Origin of the sequence: Halomonas gemina, assembly GCF_023554995.1 — a bacterium.
GTDB classification, from domain to species: domain Bacteria; phylum Pseudomonadota; class Gammaproteobacteria; order Pseudomonadales; family Halomonadaceae; genus Halomonas; species Halomonas gemina.
In genome coordinates, this window is sequence record NZ_JAMJPK010000001.1 from 508299 (window position 1) to 529459 (window position 21161).

The 21161-nt window shown below is 68.2% G+C and carries 20 protein-coding genes; 8 read left to right on the top strand and 12 right to left on the bottom strand.

All coding sequences use genetic code 11. The features are described 5' to 3' along the window. The first annotated feature begins 84 nt into the window (after positions 1-84). Positions 85-1803 carry a SulP family inorganic anion transporter gene (locus M8009_RS02560; RefSeq protein ID WP_250059199.1) on the top strand — a complete coding sequence of 573 codons (1719 nt, stop codon included), beginning with the start codon at positions 85-87 and terminating at the stop codon, positions 1801-1803. 11 nt (positions 1804-1814) lie between these two features. Here M8009_RS02560 and lhgO read toward each other — a convergent pair whose 3' ends face one another. After that, positions 1815-3014 (bottom strand): L-2-hydroxyglutarate oxidase, encoded by a 1200-nt coding sequence (gene lhgO, locus M8009_RS02565; RefSeq protein ID WP_250059200.1) that lies wholly within the window; start codon positions 3012-3014, stop codon positions 1815-1817. A 143-nt stretch (positions 3015-3157) separates the two neighbouring features. Between lhgO and csiR the strand changes: the two genes are divergently transcribed. Next, entirely contained in the window at positions 3158-3844 is a 687-nt protein-coding gene (gene csiR, locus M8009_RS02570) for a DNA-binding transcriptional regulator CsiR (RefSeq protein WP_250059201.1), read from the top strand. A 177-nt stretch (positions 3845-4021) separates the two neighbouring features. Beyond that, a complete protein-coding gene (locus tag M8009_RS02575) occupies positions 4022-4231 on the top strand; it encodes a hypothetical protein (protein WP_250059202.1) in 210 nt (69 codons plus the stop codon). A 139-nt stretch (positions 4232-4370) separates the two neighbouring features. Here the strand turns inward: M8009_RS02575 and M8009_RS02580 are convergent, their stop codons facing one another. From M8009_RS02580 to M8009_RS02590, 3 genes are read right to left on the bottom strand one after another with little or no spacing between them, the layout of a single operon-like run. Then, complete coding sequence (locus M8009_RS02580) at positions 4371-5303, bottom strand: 5-oxoprolinase subunit C family protein (RefSeq protein WP_250059203.1); 933 nt, start codon at positions 5301-5303, stop codon at positions 4371-4373. After that, a complete protein-coding gene (gene pxpB / locus M8009_RS02585; protein WP_250059204.1) occupies positions 5300-6028 on the bottom strand; it encodes a 5-oxoprolinase subunit PxpB in 729 nt (242 codons plus the stop codon). Before pxpB ends, M8009_RS02580 begins: the two co-directional genes overlap by 4 nt. Further along, complete coding sequence (locus M8009_RS02590) at positions 6025-6780, bottom strand: 5-oxoprolinase subunit PxpA (protein ID WP_250059205.1); 756 nt, start codon at positions 6778-6780, stop codon at positions 6025-6027. The genes pxpB and M8009_RS02590 overlap by 4 nt, the downstream gene beginning before the upstream one ends. A 214-nt stretch (positions 6781-6994) precedes the next feature. Between M8009_RS02590 and M8009_RS02595 the strand changes: the two genes are divergently transcribed. The 4 genes from M8009_RS02595 to M8009_RS02610 are packed head-to-tail and all read left to right on the top strand — an operon-like array spanning position 6995 to position 10450. After that, positions 6995-7996, top strand: a complete 1002-nt coding sequence (locus M8009_RS02595) for a TRAP transporter substrate-binding protein (RefSeq protein ID WP_250059206.1) — start codon at positions 6995-6997, stop codon at positions 7994-7996. Between the two features lie 51 nt (positions 7997-8047). Beyond that, positions 8048-8599 carry a TRAP transporter small permease gene (locus M8009_RS02600; RefSeq protein ID WP_250059207.1) on the top strand — a complete coding sequence of 184 codons (552 nt, stop codon included), beginning with the start codon at positions 8048-8050 and terminating at the stop codon, positions 8597-8599. A gap of 16 nt (positions 8600-8615) precedes the next feature. After that, complete coding sequence (locus tag M8009_RS02605) at positions 8616-9911, top strand: TRAP transporter large permease (protein WP_250059208.1); 1296 nt, start codon at positions 8616-8618, stop codon at positions 9909-9911. Between the two features lie 20 nt (positions 9912-9931). After that, positions 9932-10450, top strand: a complete 519-nt coding sequence (locus tag M8009_RS02610; protein WP_250059209.1) for a winged helix DNA-binding protein — start codon at positions 9932-9934, stop codon at positions 10448-10450. A 28-nt stretch (positions 10451-10478) separates the two neighbouring features. On the opposite strand, the gene M8009_RS02615 is transcribed toward M8009_RS02610, so the two are convergent. The 8 genes from M8009_RS02615 to osmF all read right to left on the bottom strand — a co-directional run bounded on the left by M8009_RS02615 (position 10479) and on the right by osmF (position 20063). After that, positions 10479-12317: a protein kinase domain-containing protein gene (locus M8009_RS02615; protein WP_250059210.1), complete on the bottom strand. Its 1839-nt coding sequence runs from the start codon at positions 12315-12317 to the stop codon at positions 10479-10481. Positions 12318-12321: 4 nt separating this feature from the next. After that, positions 12322-13920 carry a dihydrolipoyllysine-residue acetyltransferase gene (locus M8009_RS02620; protein WP_250059211.1) on the bottom strand — a complete coding sequence of 533 codons (1599 nt, stop codon included), beginning with the start codon at positions 13918-13920 and terminating at the stop codon, positions 12322-12324. Between the two features lie 28 nt (positions 13921-13948). Next, complete coding sequence (locus M8009_RS02625; RefSeq protein WP_250059212.1) at positions 13949-14926, bottom strand: alpha-ketoacid dehydrogenase subunit beta; 978 nt, start codon at positions 14924-14926, stop codon at positions 13949-13951. A 1-nt stretch (position 14927) separates the two neighbouring features. Beyond that, entirely contained in the window at positions 14928-16139 is a 1212-nt protein-coding gene (locus tag M8009_RS02630; protein ID WP_250059213.1) for a thiamine pyrophosphate-dependent dehydrogenase E1 component subunit alpha, read from the bottom strand. 167 nt (positions 16140-16306) lie between these two features. Next, entirely contained in the window at positions 16307-17035 is a 729-nt protein-coding gene (locus M8009_RS02635; protein ID WP_250059214.1) for an ABC transporter permease, read from the bottom strand. Then, on the bottom strand, positions 17028-17972 hold the full coding sequence (locus M8009_RS02640) for an ABC transporter ATP-binding protein (RefSeq protein ID WP_250059215.1): 945 nt from the start codon (positions 17970-17972) through the stop codon (positions 17028-17030). Before M8009_RS02640 ends, M8009_RS02635 begins: the two co-directional genes overlap by 8 nt. After that, entirely contained in the window at positions 17969-19129 is a 1161-nt protein-coding gene (locus M8009_RS02645) for an ABC transporter permease (RefSeq protein WP_250059216.1), read from the bottom strand. Before M8009_RS02645 ends, M8009_RS02640 begins: the two co-directional genes overlap by 4 nt. 7 nt (positions 19130-19136) lie before the next feature. After that, a complete protein-coding gene (gene osmF / locus M8009_RS02650) occupies positions 19137-20063 on the bottom strand; it encodes a glycine betaine ABC transporter substrate-binding protein OsmF (RefSeq protein ID WP_250059475.1) in 927 nt (308 codons plus the stop codon). A 91-nt stretch (positions 20064-20154) separates the two neighbouring features. Here osmF and M8009_RS02655 point away from each other — a divergent pair, with 91 nt between their 5' ends. Further along, positions 20155-21132: a DUF1853 family protein gene (locus M8009_RS02655; RefSeq protein ID WP_250059217.1), complete on the top strand. Its 978-nt coding sequence runs from the start codon at positions 20155-20157 to the stop codon at positions 21130-21132. Positions 21133-21161 lie beyond the last annotated feature (29 nt).

Sequence of the window (21161 nt, forward strand, 5' to 3'; positions counted from 1 at the left end):
AACCCGACGACCAATATCGTTTAGTCTGGTAGCCATGCCTCGGGGCCGCTCCCGTCGACCCTGCCACCGACATGGCGAACAAGGATGCTCAAGCGCTACCTGCCGATCCTCACCTGGCTGCCCCACTACACTCGCCGGCTGGCCGGCGCCGACCTGATGGCCGGGGTGATCGTCACCGCGCTGGTGATTCCCCAGTCGCTGGCCTATGCCCTGCTCGCCGGCCTCCCTGCGGTAGTCGGCCTCTATGCCAGCATCCTGCCGGCCATCGCCTATGCCCTGCTCGGCACCAGCCGCACCCTGGCCGTGGGCCCGGTGGCGATCATCGCCCTGATGAGCGGTGCCGCCCTCTCCGGGGTGGCCACCCCGGGCAGCTCGGACTACCTGCAGGCGGCCCTGGTGCTCTCGCTGCTCTCCGGGCTGATGCTCACCGCCATGGGCCTGCTGCGCCTGGGCTTCTTCGCCAACTTCCTGAGTCATCCGGTGATCGCGGGGTTCCTCTCCGCCTCGGCGGTACTGATCGCCGCCAGCCAGGCCGCCCACCTGCTGGGCATTCAGGCAAGCGGGTTCACGGCGCTGGGCCTGCTTGTCAGCCTCGCCGGCGACTTGGGGCAGACCCACGGGCCGACCCTGCTGCTCGGCCTGGGCTGCCTGGCCTTCCTGGTCGGGATGCGACGCTACGGGGAACGGCTGCTGCGGGCGGTGAGGCTGCCCAAGGGGCTGGCTTCGCTACTGACCCGGGCCGGCCCGGTGATCGCGGTGGTGGCGACGACGCTGTTGAGCTGGTGGCTCGGGCTCGCGGACCGCGGCGTGGCGGTGATCGGCGCCATCCCCGGGGGGCTGCCGCCACTGAGCCTGCCGCCGCTGGACCTGCCGCTATGGCGCAGCCTGCTGATTCCGGCCCTGCTGATCAGCGTGGTGGGCTTCGTCGAGTCGATCTCCATGGCCCAGATGCTGGCCGCCAAGCGCCGCGAGCGGATCTCGCCCAACCAGGAACTGGTGGGGCTGGGGGGCGCCAACCTTGCCGCGGCCTTCTCCGGGGGCATGCCGGTAACCGGGGGACTGTCGCGCACCGTGATCAACTTCGAGTCCGGGGCCCGTACGCCCATGGCCGGGCTCTTCGCGGCGCTGGGCATCGCGGCGGCGACCCTGGCGCTGACGCCTTTGCTGCAGCACCTGCCCATCGCCACCCTGGCGGCCATCATCACCGTCTCCATCCTGACCCTGGTGGATATCCCCCTCGTGCGCCAGACCTGGCGCTACTCGCGCAGCGACTTCTCGGCCATGGCGGTGACCATCGTGCTAACGCTGGTCGAGGGGGTCGAGGCCGGCATCATCTCCGGGGTCCTGCTCTCCATCGCCCTCTTCCTCTACCGCACCAGCCGACCGCACAGCGTGCTGGTGGGACGCATCGACGGCACCGAGCACTTCCGCAGCATCGAGCGCCACGAGACCGAGACCGTCAGCCACCTGGCCATGCTGCGCGTCGACGAGAGCCTCTACTTCGCCAATGCCCGCTACCTCGAGGACACCGTCTATGCGTTGGTGGCGAGCCGCCCGGAACTCGAGCACGTGGTGCTGATCTGCTCGGCGGTCAACCTGATCGACGCCTCGGCGCTGGAGAGCCTCGACGCCATCAACGCGCGGCTCGAGGACTCCGGGGTCACCCTGCACCTGGCCGAGGTCAAGGGACCGGTGATGGACCGCCTCAAGCACAGCGACTTCCTCGACGATCTCACCGGACGGGTCTTCCTCAGCACCTATGCGGCCTGGCAGGAGCTCAAGCGCTCGCCCGAGACGGCCTGATGGCTGGGCCGTCAACCGACCTCCACCTGCTCCTTCACCTTGTCGACGATATAGCGCCCGATGGGCAGTGCCGAGGTGGCCGCCGGCGACGGCGCGTTGCAGACGTTGACGGTGCGTCGCGTGTTGACGAACAGGAAGTCATCGATCAGCCGCCCGTCGCGGGAGACCGCCTGGGCGCGCACCCCGGCCGGCCAGGGCTGGAGGTCCTCGAGGGTCAGCTCGGGACAGTAGCGTCGCACCAGCGAAAGGTAGCGGCGCCGGGAGAAGGCGTTGCGCAGCTCCGCCAGCCCCGGACCCACGTTGCTGGCCAGCATCCGCCACACCCCGGGATGGGTGAACATCCGCGCCAGGTCCGGCAGCGAGACATCCGACTTGCGATACCCCTCCCGGGCCAGCGCCAGCACGGCATTGGGACCGATCGTGACGCCTCCACCGATCATCGGCGTCAGGTGCACGCCGAGGAAGGGCATGGCCGGATCGGGGATGGGGTAGACCAGGTGGTTGACGATGCCGTCACGCGCCTCTGGCAGGCGGAAGTACTCGCCGCGGAAGGGGCAGATGATGAAGCCAGGATCGCGCCCCAGCATCCTCACGACGCGATCGGCCATCAGCCCGGCGCAGGAGACCAGATAGCGGGTGGAGAACTCGTCATCACGGGTCCTGACCACCACCTCGCCGGGGCGCTCGTCGATCGCGGTCACCTCCTGATCGAAACGGACCTGCCCGCCACGCTGCTCGAACTCCCCGGCCATGGCCCGGGTCACCCGGGAATAGTCGACGATGCCGCTGGAGGGCACGAAGAGCGCCCCGACACCGGTGATCGCCGGCTCCCGCTCGGCAAGCGCCTCGGCGGATAGCCATTCGCACTCGAGGCCATTGGCAGCGGTTCGCTCCCAGAGCCCCTGCATGCGCTCGAGTTCGAGGTCGCTGGTCGCCACCAGCAGCTTGCCGCAGGTGCGGGTCTCGATGCCATGGGCCTCGCAGAACGCGCGGGTGGCCCGGTTGCCCTCGCGGCAGAAGCGCGCCTTGAGGCTGCCGGGGGCATAGTAGACCCCGGCATGGATGACGCCGCTGTTGCGGCCGCTCTGGTGGCGGGCCGCGCCAGACTCCTTCTCGAGCAGCAGGATGCGCCTGTCGGGAAAGGTCTCGCTCAGCTGCATGGCGGTGGACATGCCGAGGATACCCCCGCCGATGATGATGAAGTCGTACAAGGCTCACCTCGGGATGACAGGCATGTGAAAGGGAGAATATCCATGATCACTGACTGTTTCCATTTTTCGATGCTCCACGGCACGATTCACCACAGTGGCGATGATTGGGTATGATGGCACCACATCCGGAACGACAGCGCGCCATGGACACCATCTCGAAACAGAACCTGGGCGTCAGTGCCTACCACTGGCTCAAACGCGACATCATCCGCGGCGTCTTCACGCCCGGCGAGAAGCTGCTGATGAGCGGTCTCAAGGAGCGCTACGGGCTGGGCATCGGCCCCCTGCGCGAAGCCCTTTCGCAGCTGGTGGCCGAGAGCCTGGTGGTGGCCATCAGCCAGCGTGGCTATCGGGTGGCGCCGATGTCGCTGTCGGAACTCGCCGATCTCTATGACGCCCGGGCCCAGCTCGAGGGGCTCGTCCTGGAGCTTGCCATCCAGCGCGGCGGCGACGACTGGGAGGCCGAGATCCTGGCCAAGGCCCATACGCTGGCCAAGGTGACGGAGGTCAACAGCTCCGAGGAACTGCTCGACGTCTGGGATACCCGTCACAAGGCCTTCCACACCGCCATCGCCGCCGGCTGCAACTCCCCCCAACTGCTCAAGGTCCGCGAGGGCCTGTTCGACCAGGTGGAGCGCTACCGCCATCTCTGGCTGCGCGAGACTGTCTTCTCCGCCGAGGCCCTGGAGCGCAAGCGGCGCGAACATGCCGCCCTGGTTGAGGTCATCCTCTCCCGCGACGCCCCGCGCGCCGCCGAGATGATGCGCGAGCACCTGATGACGCCGGTGCCCATCATCACCGAGGTCATGCAGCGGCGGGGGCTGGCGTGAGGCCCTATCCCCCCTGTTGAGGCCGGGTACTCCATTATTCGACTGATAGTTGTCACACCGCCGTCATCGTCAGGCATGAAACTTCGCCTCAGACATCTCCTGAACAACATGCCAATGTTACACTCAGGATACAATCGATGCGTCCGGGGATCCGGCGCCAGCCCCAGGAGACAGACCATGCCTCACCTGCTGCGTTTTTCCCGCGACCTGGAAGCCCGCCTCGAGCGTGCCAGCCACCATACCGGCATCACCAAGGCCGAACTGATCGAGCGCCTGGTGCAGGACGGCCTGACCGACCTGGAGACCCAGCTGCTGATCGAGGGCGCGGCTCCTCGCGCTGAGCGCAGCATCGACCAGCTGCTGCGCGAGAGCGGCCTGGGTGCCTGAACTGGGTGCCTGAACTGGGTGCCTGAACTGGGTGCCTGAACTGGGTGCCTGAACTGGGTGCCTGAACTGGGTGCCTGAACTGGGTGCCTGAACTGGGTGCCTGAACTGGGTGCCTGAAAGAGTTGCCTGAGACGGCACCTCAGGCGAAAACGGCGCGAAAGCTTTGGTAGGCCGCCAACGCCTGCTCGGTCGCAACCGCCTTCAGCCGCACCTCCTGGCCCGGCAGGCACTGGGCCAGCCGTGAGCAGGCCAGCGGCGAGAGGGCCCCGAGCCGGGGGTAGCCGCCGATGGTCTGGCGGTCGTTGAGCAGGGCAATGGGCTGGCCGTCGGGGGGCACCTGCACCGCGCCCAGGCCGATCCCCTCGGAGATCATGCTGGCCATCCGGCAATCGAGCCGCGGACCGCTCAGGCGCACGCCCATGCGATCGGCGCGATCGTCCACCCGCCAAGGGGCATTGAACGCCTGGAAGAGGCTCTCACCGCTGAACTCGCCCACCTGGGCGCCCGGCAGCAGCGCCAGCTCGGCCGGCCGGCGATAGTCGACCTGCGCCTCCCGGGGCGCCACGCGACCGGCGTCGGCACACCGTGGCGTGACCCGCAGAGCGTCACCCTCGGCCAACCGGTGACCCAGGCCATCATGGCCGCCCAGCCCCTCACGTACCACGCAGGCCACGCTGCCCAGCACCGGCGCCGCCGCGAAACCACCGGCCACCGCCAGGTAGGCCCTGAGGCCGTTGACCGGCGCACCGAAGGCGAGCCGCTGGCCCGCCTTCACCGACAGCGATCGCCAGCCGTCGAGGGGCTCGCCATCCAGGGTCGCCGACAGGTCCGCCCCCGCCACGGCCACTACCAGGTCCTGCTCGGCGACGAGTTCGAGCCCGCCGAAGGTCACTTCCAGGGCCGGGGTACCCCAAGCGTTGCCGGCGAGCTGGTTGGCCCAGGCCCAGCCATGCAGGTCTGCCGGCCCACCCTGGGTCACCCCCAGCCGTCGCACCCCGAAGCGTCCGGCATCCTGAAGCAGCGCCAGGGGACCGGCGCGCGCCACCCTCAGGCCGTCTGTCGCATGCGTCATCTTCCCTCCTCCATCGGACGGGTGTCGCCACCCAGGCGCTCGAACTCGCTACGCTCGATGGGCACGAAGCGCACCCGATCACCCACCTGGAGCAGACTGAAGCCCTCCCGGTCACGGTCGAAGAGCACCGCAGGCGTCCGACCGATGAGGTTCCAGCCGCCCGGCGTGACCGCGGGGTAGGCCGCGGTCTGTCGCCCGGCCACGGCCACGCTGCCCGCCGGCACGCGCCGCCGCGGGGTATCCAGCCGTGGCGCCTCGAGCCTGGCATCGACGCTGCCCATGAAGGCGAAGCCCGGGGCAAAGCCCAGGGCGAAGACCCGATAGCTGCGCTCACTGTGGCAGGCCACCACCTCCTCGCAGCTCATGCCGGCCAGCTCGGCCAGTCGCGCGAGCTCGGGCCCCACCGAGGCGTCGTACCAGACCGGCAGCTCCTTGACCGGTGCGTCCGCCGCCTCCTCGTCGGGTTGAAGCCGCTGCAGGAGTTCGATCAGCCATCGCCTGGCTTCGTCCGGCGAGAGTCGCAGCGGGTCGAAGGTCACCAGCACGGTGGTATAGGACGGCACCAGATCGACCAGGCGGTCGCCGAAGGCCGTCTCGCACTCTCTCACCAGGGCGGTGAGCCAGGGCATGTTGGCCTCGTCGATGGCATCGAACAGCCGCACCATCCAGCCGTCCAGCCCGGCGGGCTCGAGGCGTGGCAGCCCCTGCGGAAATGGCGTACTCATGAGGCACTCGCCAGGCCGTTGAGCGCCTCGCGAATCGCCTTGATGGCGGCGATCGACTCGGGATTGTCGCCGTGCACGCAGAGGGTATCGGCGGCCAGCACCAGGTCGCTGCCGTCGCTGGCCGTGAGCGGCTCGCCACGGGCGATGCGCTGCGCCTGGTCAACGATCACCTCGGGGTCGTGATGCACGGCCCCCAGCTCTCGCCGAGAGACCAGCCGTCCCTCGCCGTCGTAGGCGCGGTCGGCGAAGGCCTCGAACCATAGCGTCACGCCATGCCGCTCGGCCAGCTCCCGTGGCGCGGAGGTATCCCGGGTGGCCATTACCATCAGCGGCAGCTGGACGTCATAGGCCACCAGCGCCCGCATCACCGCGTCGAGAATCTCCGGGTCGCGCATCATGTCGTTGTAGAGCGCCCCGTGGGGCTTGACGTAACCGACCTCCAGGCCCTCGGCCCGGCAGACCCCGGCCAGGGCACCGACCTGGTAGAGCACCAGGTTCTCGACCTCCTCGGCCGAGCAGGCCATCGAGCGCCGCCCGAAGCCGACCATGTCCGGATAGGCGGGGTGGGCACCCACGGTGACGCCATGGCGCTTGGCCAGCCGCACGGTCATGCGGATCACGTCGGGGTCGGAGGCGTGGAAGCCACAGGCCACGTTGGCCAGGTCCACATGAGGCATCACCTCATGATCCAGCCCCATGACCCAGGGACCGAAGCTCTCGCCCATATCGGCATTGAGCAGCAGGCTCTTCATGTTCCACCTCCTCTGAACTGGATTACGAAAAGAACTTATCAACGTTTTATCGATAAGACATCGTTCTTTAGTCTACACATCGTTGACTCGGCCTGGCCCGCCTGCCTAACCTTCTTCACGAACACTCGCTAGACTCCTTCTGGATGGCCGGCGTGCTGCGTCGTTCCATACCGTCCTGACAGCGACAACAAGAAACCTACACGAGGTACCGCCCATGACCGCCCGTAACTCCCTTCTTCATCTGACCTCGGCTGCCGCCATCGGTATCAGCCTAGCCACCCTGGGCAGCACCGCCCAGGCCGCGACCGAGTGGGACATGCCCACCCCCTACGGCGACATGACCTTCCACACCGTCAACATCCGCGAGTTCACCGACGACGTGCGCGAGGCAACCGATGGCGAACTGGACATCACCGTGCACTCCAACGGCTCGCTGATCGGCCATGCCGAGATCAAGAACTCGGTGCGTCGCGGCATCGTGCCCATCGGTGAGCTGATCATGTCCCGCCTGGCCAACGAGAACCCGATCTTCGAGGTCGACTCGGTGCCCTACCTGGCGGCCAGCTACGACGAAGCCCAGACCCTGTGGGAGGCCTCTCGCGAGGTCATCTCCGAAGAGCTCGCCGAACAGCAGCTGCGCCTGCTCTTCGCCGTCCCCTGGCCGCCCCAGGGCATCTATACCAACGAGGCCATCGAGTCCGGCGACGACCTCAAGAACCTGAGCATGCGTGCCTACAACACCGCCAGTGAACGGATCGCCCAGCTGGTCGGCGCCGTGCCGACCCAGGTCGAGGTGCCGGACATCCCCACCGCCTTCAGCACCGGCCGGGTCGACGCCATGATCACCTCGCCGGCCACCGGCGCCGACACCAAGGCCTGGGACTACCTGAGCCACTTCAACCACGCCCAGCTGTGGCTGCCGAAGAACATGGTGATCGTCAGCGAGAAGGCCTTCTCACGCCTCGATGAGGCCACCCGGGAAGCCGTGCTTCAGGCCGCCGCCGAGGCCGAGACACGCGGCTGGGAGATGAGCCGCCAGGAGACCGATGACGCCCTCGCGGTGCTCAAGGAGAACGGTATCGAGGTCAGCGAGCCGACCCCGGAGCTCGCCGAACTGCTCAAGGAGATCGGCGCGACCATGACCGAGGAGTGGGCCGGCCGCGCCGGTGATCAGGGGGCCGCCATCCTCGAGGCCTACGAGGCCGCCCGCGACTGATTTGCCACCCGCCGGGGCGCCTCGCCCCGGCACCAGCTTCCGGTTTCCGCCATGACCTACCGCCTACGACCGCTCTACAACCTGGGGGGCTACCTGGCCGCCCTCTGCCTGTGCCTGATCTGCGCCCTGATCACCGCCCAGATCCTCGGGCGCATCGTCGATCGCATCGCCACCGGGATCGGCGGCGACCGCATCGGCCTGGCGATTCCCGGCCTCTCGGAGGTCTCCGGCTTCCTGCTGGTCGGCGCCAGCTTCCTGGGGCTCGCCTACACCTTCGTGCATGGCGGCCATATCCGCGTGACGCTGCTGATCGGACGGCTTCCCGCCGCGCCGCGCGCCTTCGTCGAGCTCTTCTGCCTGAGCATCGCCCTGGTGCTGAGTCTCTATCTCGGCTGGTACCTCTACTGGCTGCTGGATGACAGCATCGCCTTCGGGGAGACCTCCTACGGCCTGCTGAGCATCCCGCTGTGGATCCCCCAGACGGCCATGCTCTGCGGCATCGTGCTGTTCTGCCTTGCGCTGGCCGAGGCCTGGCTTTCCACCCTGGTGACCGTCGCTACCCGACCCTCCAGCTTCACCATCGACGACAGCGGCCAGGATTGAGCCCGGGAGAACTACCATGCTTGTGATGATGACGGTCCTCTTCGGGGTCCTCCTGCTGCTGCTCGGCAGCGGCGTCTGGGTGGCCTTCTCCCTGCTCGCACTGGGCTGGCTGGGGCTCTCGCAGTTCACCTCGGTGCCCACCGGCGATGTGCTCGCCTCCAACGTCTGGGGCGAGAGCTACAGCTGGGAGCTCACCGCCCTGCCGATGTTCATCTGGATGGGCGAGATACTCTTCCGCTCGCGGCTCGCCGACGACATGTTCACCGGCCTTTCGCCCTGGATGCAGCGCATCCCGGGGCGCCTGCTGCACACCAACGTGATCGGCTGCGGGCTTTTCGCCGCCGTCTCGGGGTCCTCGGCGGCCACCTGCGCCACCATGGGCAAGATGACCATTCCCGAACTCACCCGCCGCGGCTACGACGAGAAGCTGATCATCGGCACCCTGGCCGGCTCGGCGACACTCGGCCTGCTGATCCCGCCCTCGATCATCCTGATCGTCTACGGCGTGGCCACCGACCAGTCCATCGCTCGGCTCTTCATGGCCGGCATCTTCCCCGGGCTGCTGCTGATCTCGCTGTTCGCCGGCTACCTGATGCTCTGGTCCTGGCGCTACCCGGACAAGATCCCTCCCGCCGAGACCGGCCTGCCGCTGGGCGAGAAGCTGCGCCGGGCGCGTCGCCTGATCCCCCTGCTGGCCCTGATCGTCGGGGTCATCGGCTCGATCTATGCCGGCCTGGCCTCCCCCACCGAGGCGGCCGCCGTGGGGGTGGTGCTCTCGCTGCTGCTGGCCAGTACCCAGGGCACCATGGACGGCACGGTGTTCCGCGACGCCCTGCTCGGGGCAGTGCGCACCTCGACCATGATCGCCTTCATCCTCGCGGGTGCCGCCTTCCTCACTGCCGCCATGGGCTTCACCGGCCTGCCCCGGGAACTCGCCGCCGGGATCGGCAACATGGGCCTCTCGCCGGTCATGCTGCTCGCGGCGTTGACCCTGCTGTTCATCCTGTTGGGCTGCTTCCTGGACGGCATCTCGGTGGTGGTACTGACCACCTCCATCATGCTGCCCATGGTCGAGGCCGCCGGCATCGACCTGATCTGGTTCGGCATCTACCTGGTGATCGTGGTGGAAATGTCGCAGATTACCCCGCCGGTGGGCTTCAACCTCTTCGTGCTGCAGGGCATGACGGGGCGCAATATCCTGTCGATCGCCTGGGCGGCCATGCCGTTCTTCTTCCTGATGATGCTCGGGGTGGTGCTGATCAGCCTCTTCCCGGGCATCGTCACCTGGCTGCCACAGGCCATGGGCAACTGATGACGATCAAGGAGCAGCACGTGACACGCGTACGGACACCTCGCGGCCCCATCGTCTCCTCGGAGCACCTGTCGCGCAGCAGCCAGGAGCTTTCGGAGTTCGAGTTCGGCCTGATCATCGCCGGGCATGCCTTCGACCGCTGGATGGTGCGCTGCATGGCGGCCAGCGGCTACCCGGAGCTCGGCGCCCTGGACGTGCTGGTGCTGCACAGCGTCAACCATCGGGAACGCGCCAAGCGCCAGGCGGACATCTGCCTGGTGCTCAACGTCGAGGACACCCATACGGTGACCTATGCCCTGAAGAAGCTGACCCGCCTGGGGCTGGTGGCGGGCGAGAAGCAGGGCAAGGAGACCTTCTTTCGCACCACCGAGCTGGGGCGGGAGGCCTGTGGCCGCTATGCCGAGATCCGCGAGGCCTGCCTGGTCGATTCGCTCGCCTCGATGGGCATCGAGCGCGAGGAGATGAGTCGCCTGGCGGGACTGCTGCGGGCCATGTCGGGGCTCTATGACCAGGCGGCACGCTCCGCCGCCTCGCTGTGAGAGATGACGACACGACGGTAAGCTGTGGTTATTCGCGGACAGCTTGCTCCAGCGCCGCCCGCGGGTCGCGGGGATAGAACCGCTCGGGCTGGCGCTCGATATGGGCGAAGAAACGCGTGTCCTTGTAGGGCATCTTCATGAAGCCCGACACCCCGAGCCCCTCGATCAGCCCCACCGCATCGAGGATGTCATCCAGGCGGCGCCTGAACTCGGCCTCCCGGGAGGGGTCGAGCAGCCGGTAGTGGCTGTGGATCTTGAGGTGCTCGGGCAGCGCCTCGAAGATGATCATGCCGGTATGGTGGATCTCGTTGAGGGCCTCCAGCGAGGCGATGATCGCCTCGGGCAGGACCAGGAACTCCTCCGGGTCCGGGCCATCCTCGAAGTAGCTGTGCAGGCGTGAGCGATCCTCCAGTTCCGGCACGGCGCTGACCTCGTAGTGCAACCGCATGCCGGGGGTGACCTCGAAGGGTTCCTCGACGCTCTCCCGGTCCAGGTGCAGGGTATCGCGGGCATTGAACAGGCAGCTCTTGAAGATGCCGCGACGGTGGATCGCCCGGGCCAGGGTGACCATGTTGTTGACCGCGGCGATGAAGGCCGCGCGGCGCTCGGGGTCATGCAGGTTGAGCGAGGTGTCGATATAGACCCCCTCGGCCTCCCAGCGTACCGCCAGCCCGCCCACCACCGGATACTTGCCCAGCCGGCTGACCGCCGCCAGGAAGGCCTTCTCGGTCTCGCCCATGTTCTGCATGAAGTTCTTGTAGTAGCGATCGAGCTGGACGTCGTTGACGTCATTGAGGGTCTCGCGCCCGCCCTCCTCGCGCAGGAAGGACTTGCGCGAGCTGTAGACAACGGTATCGATCTCGCGCCCGGCCGGACGGCTCCAGACCGGCACCAGGGGGGGCTCCTGGGGGGTGGGCAGATCGAGCATCACCAGGCGCGCGAGCCGCGGCATCTCGCGGATGAAGTGGTCGCCGGCGCGCATGCGGGTGCGCAGGTCGGGATCGAGCATGCCGTCTAGCATGCGCGCGAACTCCATGGGCAGCCCCAGGGAGGTGGCGGGAATGGCACGGTGGCCGAAGCGACAGGACTGGGCCGAGGCCAGGGCGTAGAGGGTGGCCGCCGCACCCTGCTCGTCGAAGCGCGGCGACGACAGCGCCCCGTTGAGCTGCTCCTCGCCGATGAAGTAGACATCCCCCAGCCGGGCGTTGGTCTGCTGCAGGTTGTCCGACATCAGCTCCATGACGTTGGTCGCCACGAACTGCAGACTGGCATCGAGCTGGGCGAACACCGAGGAGCCCCAGTCGATCAGCGCGATGGTCTCGTCGCGTGCGTCGAAGACCAGGTTGGAGGGCTTGATGTCGCCATGCACCACCGGCCTGCCGGCCGGCCCGCTCTCGCGGCGCAGGGTGCGCAGGATATCGGCCAGCTGGTCGGCAATGCGCACCACCAGGCGGGGCGACAGCCGTCCCTCGCGCAGCGAGACCTCCTCCATGTTGAAGCCCGGGGCGCGCTGCATCACCAGGATCGACTGGCTGCGCACCCGCTGGAAGACGATCAGCTTGGGCACCCGAGGATGGTCGACCTGCTCCAGCATGAAGGCCTCCTCCTCCAGGCGATCCTGGAGATGCTGGGGCAGGTTGACGCGGGTGAACTTGAAGACGTACTCCTCATCGAGCCCGGTGAGGCCGGCGAAGACGAAGCCGTAGGCGCCCTTGCCGATCAGTTCGATGTTCCGGTAGCCCAGCTGTTCCAGCTGGGCCTGGCACAGCGCTACCCACGCCTTGAGCTTGCGGGCATCGTCGTGGCTGAGCAGATAGATCGACTGCTCTTCCGGAATATAGAACTGCTGCAGGGACGCCTGGGTCATCGCATTAGCCCAAGTGCAGGAGCATCGTCTCCGGCGCTTCGAGATAGCCCTTCCAGGCATTGCAGAAGCGGGCGATGGTGCCGCCATCGATCAGGCGATGATCCCCCGCCCAGGTGACGGTCATGATCGCCCGCTTCACGACCGCGTCGTTGCTGTCGAAGCGCGGCAGCCACTGCGTCTTGCCGATGGCGACGATGGCCACCTCCGGGGCATTGATGATCGGCGCCGCATAGGTGCCGCCCAGCGCCCCGATATTGGAGATGCTGATGGTGCCACCCTTCAGGTCGGCTGCCGCCACCCTGCCCTCACGGGCTCCGGCGGTCAGCCGCTGGATCTCGCCGGCGATCTCCAGCAGGGTCAGACGCTCTACCGCCTTGACGTTGGGCACCATCAGCCCCGCCTTGCCGTCCACGGCCATGCCGATGTTGCAGGACGGCAGGTAGTGGATCTCGTCGCCCGCCTCGTTGAGGCGGCTGTTGAGGATCGGGAAGTCGCGGATCGCCAGCGCCATGGCCTTCATGAAGAAGGGCATCAGCGTCAGGCGCGCATCAAAGGCCTGGGCCTCGGGCTTGAGGCGCTCGCGCAGCGCCAGCAGTTCGGTGACATCGAGCTCCTCGCCGTACTGGAAGTGCGGGATCGTCGAGGCCGACGCCACCATCTGGCGGGCCATGGCCGCGCGCACGCCGCGCAGGGGTTCGACGCGCACCTCGGCCTCCTCGCCCGGCGGTCGGGCCGAGGGTGCCGCCTCACGGGCAGGTGCCGGCGACTCCGCCGCACTCGTGCCGCCGCCCTCGAGGAAGGCCTGGACATCCTCCTTCAGCACCCGCCCCTGCTTGCCGGACCCGGGCACCTGGTCGAGGCGCAGGTCATGCTCGCGCAGCAGGCGTCGCACCGCCGGGCTCGCCGGAATCCGCCCGTGGGGGCCAAGCCCAGTGGCCGGCGGAGCCTCGGCGGTCGAGCTCGCGGCCTTGGCCGCACGGGGGGCCGGTGCGGATGGCGCGGGTGCGGCCGTGGCGGTCTCGTCCGGCTGCTCGGAGTGCTCAGGTGCATAGGCAAACAGCGGCGCATGGACGCGGGCGATCTCGCCCTTGGCCACATGCAGCCGGGTGACCTGGCCCGCCTCGGGAGCGGTGATCTCCATCATGGCCTTGTCGGTCATCACGTCGACGACCGGCTGGTCCTCCTCGATGGTCTCCCCCTCTTTGATGCGCCACTCCACCACCTCGCACTCGACGATCCCCTCGCCGAGGTCCGGCAGGATAAAGTCCTTGGCGCTGACGTCCGCAGCCGCGGCCTGGGACGCTGTCCCGGGCGACTCGGCCGCACGAGGCTCCTGCGTCTCGGGCGTAGCCGATGCCTGTGCCTCGCCCTCGGCCTCATAGGCAAACAGCGGCGCATGGACCCTGGCAATCTCGCCCTTGGGCACGTGAAGCCGGGTGACCCGCCCCGCTTCCGGCGCGGTGATCTCGACCAGCGCCTTGTCGGTCATCACCTCGACCACCGGCTGGTCCTCCTCGATGACGTCACCCTCTTCGATGCGCCACTCCACTACCTCACACTCCACGATACCTTCGCCGATATCGGGCAGCTTGAACTCTGTCATCTTGTCTCTCCTGTCCTGAACCCGGTCGTCAGAAATTCACACTGGCGCGGATGGCCTCGACGATCTTCAGGTGATCCGGCAGGTACTCCTTCTCCAGCGTCAGCGGGAAGGGTGTGTCCAGGCCGGTCACCCGGGCGATGGGCGATTCAAGGTACAGGAAGCAGCGCTCCTGGATGGCCGCGGCGATCTCGCCGGCAAAGCCCCCGGTGCGCGGCGCCTCGTGGGTGACCACCAGCCGACCGGTCTTGAACACCGACTCGGCCACGCTGTCCTGGTCCCAGGGCAGCAGGGTACGCAGGTCGATCACCTCGCAGGAGATGCCATCCTTCTCGGCAAGCTCCACGGCACGGTCGATCACCTCCAGTTGGGCCCCCCAGCCCACCAGGGTCACATCGGTGCCCTCCTTGGTCACCTCGGCCTCGCCGATGGGCAGCTGGTAGTCCTCCTCCGGCACCTCGCCGACGGCCGCCCGGTAGAGGCGCTTGGGCTCGAAGAAGATCACCGGGTCGGGGTCGCGGATCGACGCCAGCAGCAGGCCCTTGGCCTGGTAGGGGTCGCGGGGCACCACAACCTTGAGGCCGGGGGTATGCGCGAAGTAGGCCTCCGGCGACTGTGAGTGGTAATGGCCGCCGGCGATGCCGCCGCCATAGGGGGCGCGGATGGTCAGGCCGCCGACGTTGAAGAGATCGCCGGAGCGATAGCGGAACTTGGCCGTCTCGTTGACGATCTGGTCGAAGGCCGGAAAGATGTAGTCGGCGAACTGGATCTCCGCCACCGGCACCGAGCCCTGGGCGGCCAGGCCGTTGGCGAAGCCGATGATGCCCTGCTCCACCAGCGGCGTATTGAAGCAGCGCGCGCGGCCGTACTTCTCCTGGAGGTGGCTGGTGGCACGGAAGACGCCGCCGAAGCTGCCCACGTCCTCGCCGAAGCAGAGCACCTTGTCGTCCTCGCCCATGGCGATGTCCAGGGCGTTGTTGATGGCCTGCAGCATGTTCATGGTCGGCATCTCACTCCCCTCCCTTGGCGGCTTCATCACCGGCCCGCACGTCCGGGTCCAGGGAGCGCGCCCCCTTCGGGTAGGCCTCCGGGTACTGGCGTATATGGGTCTTCAAGGCGTCGAGCTGGCGCTGCAGCTCCGGGGTGACGTCGGCATAGACGTCGGTCACCAGGCTGTCCAGGGGCGGCGGCGGACGCTTCTCGGCGCGCTTCATGGTCTCCAGCACCTCGCGGCGCAGGCTCTCCTGGAGGGCCTTCTCCTCCTCCTCGCTCCACCAGCCCAGGTCGATCAGCCAGCGCTGCATGCGCAGGATGGGATCCTTCTCGCGCCAGGCCTCTTCCTCCTTCTTCGAGCGGTAGCCGGAGGGGTCGTCCGAGGAGGAGTGGGCGGCCAGGCGGTAGCTCATGGCCTCGATGAGCACCGGCTTGTTGTGCTCCACGGCGATCCGGCGCGCCTCCCGGGTGGCCGCGTAGACCGCGAGGATGTCGTTGCCATCCACGCGGATCACGTGCATGCGATAGCCGAAGGCCCGCGGTGCTACGCCATCGGCGGCGAACTGCTCGATGGAGGGGGTGGAGATCGCATAGCCGTTGTTGCGGCAGAAGAAGATCACCGGTACCTCGTGCACCGCCGCCATGTTCAGGGCCGCATGGAAATCGCCCTCGGAGGCGGCGCCCTCGCCGAAGAACACCGTGGTGCACTGGCCGTCGCCGGCGAGCTTCTGGCCGTAGGCGTAGCCGGTGGCCTGGGGGATCTGGGTGGCCAGCGGCGAGGAGATGGTCATGTAGTGCAGTTTGCGCGACCCGTAGTGGATCGGCATCTGGCGGCCCTTGCCGTAGTCCAGCTCGTTGCCGAACAGCTGGTTCATGAACTCATCGAAGGTGAAGCCGCGATAGACCAGGGCACCCTGCTCGCGATACTGGGCCATGATCATGTCGGCATCATCCAGCGCCGCCGTGGCGCCGATCACCGCGGCCTCCTCGCCGGTGCACTGCATATAGAAGGAGAGGCGCCCCTGTCGCTGGGCGGCGAGCATCCGCTCGTCGAGCACGCGGGTGGCCACCATGGCGCGATAGATCGCCAGGGCCTTGTCGTGCTCGAGGTCGGGGGCCTTGGCGCCCTCGTGCAGGGTGCCGTCCTGCTTGAGCAGCCGGAAGGTGGGAATGCTGAACTCGTCACCGGCCAGGAAGGTCGGCTCGTGGATATCCGCTGTTGTTGTCATCGTCGTGATCCTGTGCCCCTTTTGGGGGCAGTGTTGTCTTTAATACTCCGAACCGCCAGGGGGTCGCCCCGGGGCCGGTCAACGCAACAGTATTGACGTTAACGTAAACTGGAGAGATTGGGTAGTCCCCGAAAGGCGGGAGATGGGCAGGTGCCAATAGTGACCCGTCAGCGAGATCCGGTTAACGGCAGCCGACTGAACAGGCTGTCCACGCTGATGGCCAGCAAGCCGATCATCAGCGCCCCCTGCACCACATAGGCGGTATTGCCGTTGACGATCCCCGAGATGATCGGGTCGCCCAGGTTGCTCGCCCCCACGGTGGCACCGATGGCCGCCGTGGCGATGTTGATGGTCACCGAGGTGCGGATCCCGGCGAGGATCACCGGCGCGGCCAGCGGCAGCTCCACCTGGTGCAGGATCTGGCCGCCGCTCATGCCCATGCCGCGCGCCGCCTCCATCACTCCGGGGTCGATGCCCTCGAGGCCGGCCAGGGTGTTGCGCACGATCGGCAGCAGGCCATAGAGAAAAAGCGCCACGATGATCGGCAAGGTGCCGAAGCCCAGCACCGGCACCGCCAGCGCCAGCACCGCCACCGGCGGGAAGGTCTGGCCGATGGAGGCCAACTGGCTGACCAGCGGCAGGAAGTCCCGTCCCCAGGCGCGGGTCGCGGCAATGGCGGCGCCCACGCCCACCAGGATGGCCAGCACCGCGGCCACGCTCACCACCAGCAGGTGGCGCCCCAGCAGGGTCAGGAAGTCGGCACGGGCATAGATCACCTGGCGGCTGTCGGCCTCGATCCAGCGAAACAGCCCATCGAGCTGTCCCATGCCGAGCGTTGCCGCCAGCAGCAGCGCCAGCCAGCCCAGCGGCACGGCCCAACGGCGCCACTCAATCATCGCTGCGTGCCCCCACCAGGCGGCGCAGGGAGAGCTCTCCCACCGGCATGTCGTCGTCATCCACCACGGTGAGCCGTTCGCTGTGACGCCACAGCATCACCGAGAGTGCCTCGCGCAGGCTGGCCTGCTGGCCGATCCGCTCACGCGCCAGCCGCCTCGGCCCCAGCGGCAACATCCGCTGGCTGACCGGCAACAGCGCCGCCTCCTTCAGGCCGCGATCCTCGCCGCCGAGCAGCGACTCGACGAAGCCGTCCGCCGGCTCGCGTAGCAGCTCGAGGGGCCGACCCTGCTGCACGATGCGCCCCTGATGCATCACCACCAGGTGATCCGCCAGGCGCAGCGCCTCGTCCATGTCATGGGTGACGAAAACGATGGTCTTGTGCAGTCGGGCCTGCAGCTCGCGCAGCTCCTCCTGCAGGCTCTCCCGGGTGATGGGATCCAGGGCGCCGAACGGCTCGTCCATCAGCAGGATATCGGGGTCGGCGGCCAGCGCCCGGGCCACCCCCACCCGCTGCGCCTGGCCGCCGGAGAGCTGGTGGGGATACTTGCCGGCGAACTCCTCCATGGCGAGCCCCAGCAGCGCCATCAGCTCCTCGACCCGCGCCTGGATCTTCGCGGCCGGCCACTTGAGCAGGCGCGGCACCAGGCCGATGTTGCGGGCCACCGTCCAGTGGGGAAAGAGCCCGGTGCTCTGGATGGCATAGCCCATGCGCCGGCGCAGGGTCTCCTGGCGGAAGGCACGGATCTGTTGACCCTCGATATGGATCTCGCCCTCGCTGTGCTCGATCAGCCGGTTGATCATGCGCAGGGTGGTCGACTTGCCGCAGCCGGAGGTGCCCACCAGCACACAGAGCTCCCCACGGGCCACGCTGAGCGAGATATCGTCCACCGCGGTGGCCGCGCCGAAGCGCTTGGTGACATGGATCAGGTCGATCATTGGGCCCCTCCCGGGCGCAGGATCTCGGTCAGGGCGCCCAGCAGGGCGTCCACCAGCAGCGCCAGCACCAGGATGGGGAGCGCGCCCAGCAGCACCAGGTCCATGGCGGCCTGGCCCAGCCCCTGGAAGATGAAGGTCCCCAGGCCGCCGGCGCCGATCAGCGCGGCCACGGCGGTCAGCCCGATGGCCTGCACCGTGGTGATGCGGATGCCCTCGAGGATCACCGGTAGCGCCAGCGGCAGGCGCACCTGGCGGAACACCTGGCCGCGGCTCATGCCCATGCCGCGGGCGGCATCGATCACCCCCGGGTCGACGGCCTCCAAGGCGACGAAGGTGTTGCGTACCATGGGCAGCAGGCTGTAGCCGACCAGGGCCAGCAAGGCCGGCGCCCAGCCGATGCCGCTGACGCCCAGTGCCGCCAGCCAGTCGACATTCGCCGACAGCCAGGCGAGCGGCGCCAGCAGCAGGCCGAAGAGCGCGATGCTGGGGATCGTCTGCAGGAAATTGAGCACGCCAAAGCCGGCCTTCTGCACCCCGGGCCAGCGGCGCATGGCCAGCGCCAGCAGCACGCCGATCACCAGGCTCGCCCCCACCGCCACTCCGACCAGCAGCAGGTGCTCGCCGACGGCGCCCAGGAACTGGCTACTGCGGCCGCGATACTCCTGCCACAGCGCCAGGGGCTCGAGCCAGCGGGAAAGACAGAGCCCCGCGCTCGCCACGGTAGGCAGCAGCAGTGCCCAGCCGACAAACCGTGAGAGAACCAGGCGACTGCGCAGCTCGATCATCGCCAGCAGCAACAGGAAGAGCACCACCCAGAGTCCGGCGCCGATGCCCAGCCGGGCCTGGTCGCGGTCGACCAGGGTCACGGCCGATAGCGCCAGCCAGGCCGGCAGCGCCGACAGCAGGAGCACCACCAGCACGAGGGCCAATGCAAGGCTTCGCCGGGCGGGTCGCCAGGCAAGCCCCGCCAGCGCCAGCCAGGGAAGCGTCGAGGCCAGGGCGCCGCTCGCCCCGAGGACCTCGTCGACCCGATAGCCGGTGCCGGGCACGATGCGATTGGCGGCAACGCTCACCGTGTCCAGGCCCAGCCAGGCCGCCAGGGCGACCAGCGACAGGCTGAGCAGGACGACATTGGGACCGGGGGTGTCCGGGCGCAAGACGGCCTCAGTCGTCCAGGGTATCGAGGAAGCCGGCAGCGACCTCGGCGGGCGCGCGGCCATTTACCGCCACGTCGCCATTGAGGCGCTGCAGGGTCTCGAGGTCCAGGGCCTGGAAGACCGGCGCGAGCAGGGACTCGATCTCGGGATAGGCCTCGAGCACCTCCTCGCGCACCACCGGGGCGGGCTGGTAGACCGGCTGCACGCCCAGGGTGTCCTCCATGACCACCAGGTCGAGGGCCTGCAGACCACCGTCGGTGCCGTAGGTCATGGCCGCATTGACGTTGCTGGTCTGCTGGGCCGCGGCGCGCATGGTGGCCGCAGTGTTGCCGCCGGAGAGCACCAGCAGCTGCTCCTCGGAGAGCTCGAAACCGTAGGCCTCCTGAAAGGCCGGCAACGCCTGGGGCGACTCGACGAACTCGGCGCTGGCGGCCAGCTTGAAGGTCCCCTCGTCGTCGAGGTAGGCCGCCAGGTCCTCGAGGCTTGCCAGCTCATGCTCGCGGGCGAGCTCGCCGCGCACGCTGATCGCCCAGGTGTTGTTGGCCTCGGCCGGCGTCAGCCAGACCAGGCCATTGGCCTCGCGATCCTTCTCGCGCACCGTCTCGAGGGCCTTGTCGGCATCGTTCCACACCGGGCTGTCGGCCATGTCGAAGAAGAAGGCGCCGTTGCCGGTGTACTCGGGATAGAGGTCGATCTCACCGGCGATCAGCGCCTCGCGCACGATGCTGGTTCCCCCCAGCTGAAGGCGGTCCTCGACCTCGATACCGCCCTGTTCGAGGCGCTGCAGGATCAGCTGGCCGAGCACCGACCCTTCGGTATCGATCTTGGAGGAGACCACCACGGGGTCCTGCGCCTGGGCCGAGAGGGCGATGAGGGTACCGGCGGCCAGGGCCGCACAGCGAGACACTGGGCTGGAAATCAGCGTACGGATCATCATGTTCACCCGGTTCCTTATGAATGTATCCTGAGTATAAGGCCTGTACAGCTTGTCTGTCAGACCCTCCCACCAACGTCTGGACATCGCCATGGCCCCACCCGCATGCGGACTCCTCGACCACTGCCACCACCCGCTGGTTCGCGACCTGGCGTGGCTTGTGCTGGTGCCCGACCTGATCGCGATGTCCTGGACAGGTCGGCCATCTCGCAGAGAGCTGGGCCTGGACGATGACGGCCAGCTGGCGGCCTGGCTCGATGCGCTGGAGGCGGCGCCCGACACGCTGGAGGCACATTTGGCACCGGCGCTCAAGGGACGCATGGGGCTCTACCACGAGCGGCTCTGGCAATTCCTGCTCGCCGAGGCGCCCGGCACCCGACTGCTGGCCCACAACCTGCGCATCCACCAGGGCAAGCGCACCCTGGGGGAGCTGGACCTGCTCTACTCTCGACGGGACGCCCCAAGCCCGGTGCACCTGGAGGTCGCCATCAAGTTCTACCTGGGCCTGCCCCAGGGGCCGGGCTCGCCGGATAGCCAGGCCCGCTGGATCGGCCCGGGCGGGGCCGACAGCCTGGCCGCCAAGCGCGAGCACCTGCATCGCCATCAGCTCAGGCTCGCCGGCTCGCCGGAGGCCCGCGAGGCCCTGGCCCCGCTGCTGTCGCCCTTCTCATCCTCTGGGCTGGACGGGCCCGCGCCCCCCATGGCGGTGCGGTTGGCGATCCCCGGGGTGCTCTTCTATCCCTGGCATGCGTCCCTGCCGGCGCCACGGGAAGCCACGACCGACCACTTGCAGGGGCGCTGGCTATTCGCCCGGGAGTGGCACCGGCTGCGCGATGGACTGCCCCCCGGCACCCGAGGCGCCTGGCTGCACAAGCCCCACTGGCTCGCCCTGCCCCGTCGCGAGGCGCTTGCGCCGCTGCGCGACCTGGAGGCCCGACTGGCCCAGCACTTCACCGCCCCGGCCTCCCCGGTCCAGCTGGCCCTGTGGCATGTGGATATGGGATGGCAACGAATCTTTGTCGTCGCCGATGACTGGCCGCGGCAGATTCCGCTGCCGCCCCGACCATGAAGCTAGCCGCCTCGAGAGGGAGGGCCAGA